6 protein-coding genes are annotated in these 7,428 nt (G+C 64.0%); 5 read left to right on the top strand and 1 reads right to left on the bottom strand.

Annotation, left to right across the window (positions count from 1 at the left end; all coding sequences use genetic code 11):
* Nucleotides 1-224 precede the first annotated feature (224 nt).
* Entirely contained in the window at nt 225-1,982 is a 1,758-nt protein-coding gene (locus tag C667_RS02135; protein ID WP_004356024.1) for a PHA/PHB synthase family protein, read from the bottom strand.
* A gap of 336 nt (nt 1,983-2,318) precedes the next feature.
* On the opposite strand from C667_RS02135, the gene C667_RS02130 reads away from it, so the two are divergent.
* From C667_RS02130 to C667_RS02110, 5 genes are all read left to right on the top strand, one after another.
* Nucleotides 2,319-2,927, top strand: a complete 609-nt coding sequence (locus C667_RS02130) for a TetR/AcrR family transcriptional regulator (protein WP_004356022.1) — start codon at nt 2,319-2,321, stop codon at nt 2,925-2,927.
* Between the two features lie 67 nt (nt 2,928-2,994).
* A complete protein-coding gene (locus C667_RS02125) occupies nt 2,995-3,414 on the top strand; it encodes a hypothetical protein (protein WP_004356020.1) in 420 nt (139 codons plus the stop codon).
* A gap of 27 nt (nt 3,415-3,441) precedes the next feature.
* The gene (gene hlyD, locus C667_RS02120) at nt 3,442-4,482 is read left to right on the top strand and encodes a secretion protein HlyD (RefSeq protein WP_004356018.1); all 1,041 of its coding nucleotides are present in this window, start codon (nt 3,442-3,444) and stop codon (nt 4,480-4,482) included.
* 1 nt (nt 4,483) lies between these two features.
* The gene (locus C667_RS02115) at nt 4,484-6,259 is read left to right on the top strand and encodes an ATP-binding cassette domain-containing protein (protein WP_004356016.1); all 1,776 of its coding nucleotides are present in this window, start codon (nt 4,484-4,486) and stop codon (nt 6,257-6,259) included.
* Nucleotides 6,256-7,425 (top strand): ABC transporter permease, encoded by a 1,170-nt coding sequence (locus C667_RS02110; RefSeq protein WP_004356014.1) that lies wholly within the window; start codon nt 6,256-6,258, stop codon nt 7,423-7,425. The genes C667_RS02115 and C667_RS02110 overlap by 4 nt, the downstream gene beginning before the upstream one ends.
* Nucleotides 7,426-7,428 lie beyond the last annotated feature (3 nt).

Genomic DNA, 7,428 nt, shown 5'->3' with positions numbered 1-7,428 from the left:
TGCCGTTTACGGCGCCGCCGGCGCCCACTCGACGACGCCGTTTAACGACGCCAGATTTGTGCGGAATCAGGGAGCCGGCAACACTTGTAAAGTTGGATGGGCAGTTCACTGTTCATTTCATTGCTCCACGGTCATGAAATGCCCCATTGGGGCGGGTATGGGCCATCCCGGAGGAATGTCCCGGTCGAAGTCGGGTCGCTGAATCGCGGCCTTGGGGCGTCATGTCATCGCATCGCCACATAGGTCCCCGGCGCATCACCAAGCTGTGGTTGCGTGCCGCTCATCGCAGGCGGCGCCACGCGCCCGGTCGAACGCCGCGCCAGCCATTGCTGCCAGGCCGGCCACCAGGAGCCCTCGTTCAGCGGGGTTTCGGCACGCCACGTTTGCGGATCGACGTAGCGAGCGCCGACGCTGCGGGTCGCAATCTGGTAGCTGCGCCGCGGGTGCCCCGGCTCGCTGACCACGCCAGCGTTGTGCCCGCCACTGGTAAGTACGAAGGTCAGCTCCGCATCACTGAGCAGGTGCATCTTGTACACGGATGGCCAAGGGGCAACGTGGTCGCGCACCGTGCCGACGATGAGCATCGGCACTTCGATGTCGGCGATCGCTACCGGCCGTCCGCCGACCTGGTAGCGTCCCTCCGCCAGATCGTTGCTCAGATACAAGCGCCGCAGGTACTCGCTGTGCATGCGATAGGGCATGCGCGTCACGTCGGCGTTCCAGGCCATCAGGTCATTGAACTGCTGGCGTTCGCCCAGCAGGTACTCGCGCACGCGGCGGGACCAGATCAGGTCGCGCGAGTTGAGCATCTGAAACGCACCGGCCATCTGCTTGCCGTCGAGATAGCCCTTGTCCCACATCCCGGCTTCTAGCCAAGCCAACTGGCTGTCGTCGATGAACAGTGCGATTTCGCCCGATTCGCGGAAATCGGTCTCCGACGCCAGCAGGGTCAAACTGTGCAGCCGATCGTCGCCATCGCGCGCCATCGCGGCAGCGGCGATCGTCAGCAAGGTGCCGCCCAGGCAATAGCCAACCGCCTGCACCTTGCGCTCGGGCACGATGGCCGTGACCGTGTCCAGCGCATCCATGACCCCCAGCCACCGGTAATCCTCCAGGCCAAGGTCACGATCGGCCGCGGTCGGGTTCTTCCATGAAATGATGAACACCGTGTGCCCGTGATCGACCAGGTACTTCACCATCGAGTTGTGTGGCGACAGGTCGAGGATGTAGTACTTCATGATCCACGAGGGCACGATCAGCACCGGCTCGGCATACACATCGGGCGTCGTCGGTGTGTACTGGATCAGCTCGATGAGGTGGTTGCGGAACACCACCTTTCCTGGCGTGACCGCCACGTCCTTGCCGACCTCGAAGCCTTCGACCCCGGCCGGCGCATCCTCAAGCGCGAGACGCTGCGCATCGTCGAAGAAGTTCATGGCGCCACGCCACAGGTTGGCGCCGCCGCTGGCACTGATGGCTTCCAGCACTTCCGGATTGGTCCAGACGAAATTCGAAGGCGACCACATGTCCAGCCACTGCCGCCCCGCGAAAGTGACCATGTTCTCGTGATGGCGCGACACGCCACGCACGCCGGTGGTGGCGTTGTGCCACCACTGCTGCTGCAGCAAGAAGCCCTGGTAAATGACGTTGAACGGCCACTGCTGCCACGCTGGAGCCGCGAACCGCCGATCCTGCTCCAGCGGTTCGATGCACGTGGGGCAGCCTTGGGCGCTTGCAGCGTGCGCGGCGTAACGTGCCAAGCGTTGCTGCTTGTGCAACCCCTTTTCGATCAGGCTGCGCTGCTTGCCCGGTGAAAGGCTCAGGTGCAGCGCCCAGTCGTACCAAGCCAGCAAACCCGCAGCCGGCGACAGCCCGCCAGTGGCGCGCGCCCGCCAGGCGTTCGCCAGCGTATCCAGGACATCGGGGTGAAAGATTTCGGATGGTGCCGGCACGGGCTTGTCAGACGTGGCAAGGGCGTTCATGTTTTATCATCTCATTTAGCAAGTGACTTGTTACTATCTTATCGCTTGCAGGAAAAGATGCAAGCCTTGCTGGCCATGTGGGATGAATTTCCGCTGGCGCCCCGGCGAACCGACTTCCCGCACCCTCAACGAACTAGCCGACTTGTCAGTCGAATGCCTCGTCCCCGCTTGAATGGCGCGCTCGCCTCTTGAGATTCATCAAAGTCGGTCGTTGAGCGCACCGGATGGACAAGAGCTGGCCCTTACCGCCCCAGCCTGTCTGCTTTCTGATCTTGCGTCATGGTTAATTTGCGTGTTAGGATAGTAATAGGTCACTTACTACATGGAGTCTAATCGGTGAACGAACGTCCTCAATATCTGTCCGCCGAAGAGCGGCGGGAGGCCACGGTGCAAGCCGTGGTCGACTTGGCAGCCGAGCAAAACCCGGCCGAAATCACGACTACGGCCATTGCCGATCGAATGGGTTTGACGCAGGGAGCGCTGTTTCGCCACTTCCCCACCAAGCACGCGATCCTGGAGGCAACGATGACCTGGGTCGGCGAGCGACTGCTGGAGCGCGTGGACAAGGCGGCCGAAGGCACTAAGTCGCCTGCCGCGGCGCTCGAAGCCATGTTCATGGCGCATATCGACTTCGTGGCCAAGCATCCAGGCGTGCCGCGCATGCTGTTCGGAGAACTGCAGCGCTCTAGCGAGACGCTCGCCAAGCGGATGGTGCAGACCTTGATTCGTCAATACGAACAGCGCCTGCGCCGTGTGATGGAAGCCGGCAAGGTGCAGGGCGAGTTGGATGCGGATCTGAATGTGGATGCCGCCGCCGTGTTGTTCATCGGCACGATCCAGGGACTCGTCATGCAGTCGCTGCTGGCCGGCAAGGTCAGTCGCATTCGGCGAGACGCGCCGGGCGTGTTTGCCATCTATCGGCGTGGCATCGAAAGCACCAAATGAAGGATCCGTCTGCTCCGCAAGCGCGACTGCGACCTCCAAACCCTTCGATAAATCGGGAGCAACAAACATGATGGCACACAGCGGACGCGCGATCTGGATGCGTGTGATTTCCTTGATTGCCATCGGATTTGGCCTGCTGACCCTCCAGGAAGGTGGCGCAGTGCTGTTTGTCGACGGTGCGGCGCGCCAGGCAGCCGGGCACTATGTGCCGTTCGTGCTCTGGTTCAATTTTCTGGCCGGTTTCGCCTACATCGTCGCGGGCGTTGGCTTGTGGATGCGCCGGCGCTGGGCTATGTGGTTGGCGGTTGCCATCGCGGTGGCGAGTGCGCTCGTGTTCCTGGCTTTCGGAGTGCATGTGGTTCTGGGTGGCGCCTGGGAGCGGCGGACGGCGGCGGCCATGACGCTGCGCACGCTGGTGTGGGCGGGCATAGCGGCCATGGCTTGGCGCCGGTCAGCGGCGAATGTGCCGACCGCGCGCGAGCACTGAACATATTTATCTAGCGGAAACCCTTCAATGACCACTCCAAACCTCTCCATCAAAAAAATTCGTTGGGCCGTGATCGCTGTCGTCGTGATCGCTCTTGGCGGCGCACTGGCGTTCTGGCTATCGCGCGACCGTAACAAGGAAGATGCGTTGCGCCTCTACGGCAACGTAGACATCCGCGAGGTGCAACTGGCCTTCCGCCAGCCCGGGCGCGTGATGCAGATGGCTTTCGATGAGGGTGATGCCGTCCGCGCCGGCGCGCGCCTGGCCGCGCTCGACGCGCAACCGTATCGGGACGCCCTTGTGGCGGCACAGGCCCAGGTGCAGGTGGCGCAGGCGGAACTGGCCAAGCTGCGCCGTGGCCTGCGGCCGCAGGAAATCACCCAGGCGCGCGAGGCGCTCAAGAAAGCTCAGGCGCTCGTCACCGAGGCCGAGCGCAATTTTCAGCGCCAGAGCGGCCTGCTGGCATCGGGCGCCAGCAGCCAGCGTACGGTCGATGCCGCCCGCACCGCAAGGGATCAGGCCGCCGCGGGCGCCGAAGCAGCCAAGGCCGCCTTGTCGCAAGCAATCGAAGGTTTTCGCAAAGAGGACATCGCCGCGGCAGAGGCTCGTCTGGCGGCCGCGCAGGCAGCAGCAGCGCAAGCCACCACGTCCCTGGCGGACACCGAATTGACGTCGCCCAGCGACGGAACCGTCATCGCGCGGGTGCGCGAACCCGGCAGCATGGTCGCGAGCCAGAGCACGGTCTACAGCCTGAGTCTGGATAAGCCTGTGTATGTGCGCGCCTACGTGGGTGAGTCGGATCTGGGGCGCATCGCGCCCGGCACGGCGGTGCGCGTCAAGAGCGATTCTTCGGAGAAGGTCTATCGCGGCCAGATCGGCTTCATCTCGCCGCGCGCCGAGTTCACGCCCAAGACGGTGGAGACAACGGACTTGCGCACGGATCTGGTCTATCGCCTGCGCATCGTCATCGACGAAGCCGATGACGACGCCGCCTTGCGCCAGGGCATGCCCGTGACGATAGCGGTCGATGCCAAACCAGTCTCTGGCGCGCGCGTGGGGGAGCGTTGAGATGCAGGCGAACACGGCCATGGCCACCACGCCTACAAGCGCCAGCGCCGATAGCGCCGCCGTCGTCATCGAAGGCCTGAACAAGCATTTTGGCGACGTAAAGGCCCTGCGGAGCTTGAGCGCACGCATCCACTATGGGCGGCTGACGGGACTGGTCGGCCCCGATGGCGCCGGTAAGACGACGCTGATGCGGATTCTGACCGGGCTCCTGGTGCCCAATGCTGGCCGTGTCACTCTGGCCGGCTTCGACGTGGTCAAGGACAACGACGCGATCCACGTCGCCAGCGGCTACATGCCGCAGCGCTTCGGCCTGTACGAAGACCTGTCGGTGATGGAGAACATGCGGCTGTATGCGCAGTTGCGCGGCATGGATGCGGATCGCAACGCCGCGCTGTTCGCCGAACTGCTAGATTTCACGCGCCTCGCGCCCTTCACCAAGCGCCTGGCCGGCAAGCTCTCCGGCGGCATGAAACAAAAGCTCGGCCTTGCCTGTGCGCTCATGGCGCGACCCAAGGTGCTGCTGCTGGACGAGCCTGGAGTCGGGGTGGACCCGGTCAGCCGCCAGGATTTGTGGCGCATGGTGCAGGCCCTGACCGATGAGGGCATGGCGGTGGTCTGGTCCACCGCCTATCTGGACGAGGCCGAGCGTTGCGAAAGCGTGCTTCTGCTCAACGAAGGCCAGTTGCTCTTCGACGGCCCACCGCAAGAGCTGACCGCGCAGCTCAAAGGCCGGAGCTTCCGTCTTGAAGATGTCGGCACCGAACGCCGAGCAGTCCTGACGAAAGTCCTGGATTTGCCCAGTGTCAGCGATGGTGTGATTCAGGGCGCTGGTGTCCGCGTGGTGCTGCGCGAGGGCGCGACCGTGCAGGACGTACAACTGCTGGCGGATCAGGCCCAAGTGCGCCTGGCCCAAGTGCCGGCCCGCTTCGAAGACGCCTTCATCGATCTTCTCGGCGGCGGCCCCGGCGGTACATCGCAGCTCGCCGAGCGCCTGTCGCCGGTCGAGCTGGGTTCCGACATTGCGGTGTCTTGCCGCAATCTCACCAAGCGCTTCGGCGAATTCACGGCCACCGACAACGTCAGCTTCGAAGTGCAAAAGGGTGAAATCTTCGGCCTGCTTGGGCCCAATGGCGCCGGCAAATCCACTACCTTCAAGATGCTGTGCGGCCTGCTCAAGCCCACTGCGGGCGAGGCGCAAGTGGTGGGGCACGATCTGCGCCGCGCCACCGGCGCAGCCAAGAGCCGACTCGGCTACATGGCGCAGAAGTTCTCACTCTACGGCCTGCTTTCGGTGCGGCAGAACCTGGAATTCTCGGCCGGCGTCTACGGGCTGGAAGGTGAAACCCGCCGCGAACGCATCGAGGAAATGATCGCCACCTTTGATCTGGGCGGCTGGCTGTCCTCGACACCCGACTCCCTGCCGCTGGGGCACAAGCAACGCTTGGCATTGGCCTGCTCGCTGATGCACAGGCCCCCGGTGCTGTTTCTGGACGAACCCACTTCAGGGGTAGATCCCATCACCCGGCGCGAATTCTGGACCCACATCAACGGTCTGGCACGCAAGGGCGTGACCATCATGGTCACCACCCATTTCATGGACGAGGCCGAATACTGCGACCGCGTCGCCATGCTTTCGCGCGCGCGTCTAATCGCCCTGGATACGCCTGATGCGCTCAAGCGAATCGCCGCCAATTCCGAGCGGCCCGACCCGACCATGGAGGACGCCTTCATTCACCTGGTGGAGTCTGCCGACCGTCAGATGGAGGTTGCCGCATGAACGCCGTTGAGAAGCACAAGGCCGACGCTGGCCCGACCCAGGGCGATCTGCGCCGCTTTGACCTGCGGCGCCTGGTGGCCCTGGTCACCAAGGAAAGCTACCAGGCACTGCGCGATCCCTCGACGCTGCTGATCGCGTTCGTGCTGCCGGTGGTGTTGCTTTTGCTGTTCGCCTATGCGGTATCGCTGGATGCCAAGGAGGTTCGCGTCGGTGTGGTGCTGGAGTCGCCCGGCGCGTCGGCCCAATCTTTGGGCGCAGCCTTTTCCGGCACGCGCTTCCTGAACACACACTTCGCCCATGACCGCCGCGAAGTGGCCGAGCAGCTCATCTCAGGCACGCTGCGCGGCTACGTGGTGATCCCGCAGGACTTCGAGCAGCGTTTGGCCCAGCGCGGTAGTGAACCGCTGGTGCAGATCGTCACCGATGGTTCCTACCCCAACACTGCCAACTACGTCGAAAACTATGCCCGCGGCGTGGTGCAGTCCTGGCGTGCGGGATTGGATGCTGCAGCGCCGGCGCAAGCCATCGTGCTGGAGCCACGCTACTGGTTCAACCCCGAGTTGGAAAGCCGCCGCGCGCTGATTCCTGGCGCCATCGCCATCGTCATGACCATCATCGGCACCATGCTAACGGCGCTGGTGGTGGCGCGCGAATGGGAGCGCGGCACGATGGAGGCGGTGCTGTCCACACCGGCCTCGGTGGCCGAAATCCTGATCGGCAAGCTGCTGCCGTACTTCGTGCTCGGCATGCTGTCCACGCTTGGCGCGGCGGCGCTGGCGGTGTTCGTGTTCGGCGTGCCGATGCGGGGCTCGCTGGCAGCGCTGCTGCTGCTGTCGGCGGTGTTCATGGTGCCGGCGCTGGGCCAGGGTCTGCTGATCTCGTCACTGGCGCGCAACCAGTTCTTGGCGGCGCAGATCGCGCTGTTCTCGGGCTTCCTGCCGGCTTTCATGCTGTCGGGCTTCCTGTACGAGATCGACGCGATGCCCGCACCGATCCGGGCCATCACCCGGGCGGTTCCGGCGCGCTACTTCGTCGATTCGCTCAAGACAGTGTTCCTGGCCGGCGACATCTGGGCCGTCTTCCTGCCCAACCTGGCGGCCATGGCGGCGATCGGTGCGCTGTTCTTCGTCATCGCCAAGCGCGCCACGCGCAAAAACCTGGAGTGAACC

Source organism: Thauera phenylacetica B4P, assembly GCF_000310225.1.
In the GTDB taxonomy this organism is placed as follows: Bacteria; Pseudomonadota; Gammaproteobacteria; order Burkholderiales; family Rhodocyclaceae; genus Thauera; species Thauera phenylacetica.
Note: the sequence above shows the minus strand (reverse complement) of the source record. Positions and strands in the feature narration are given on the sequence as shown.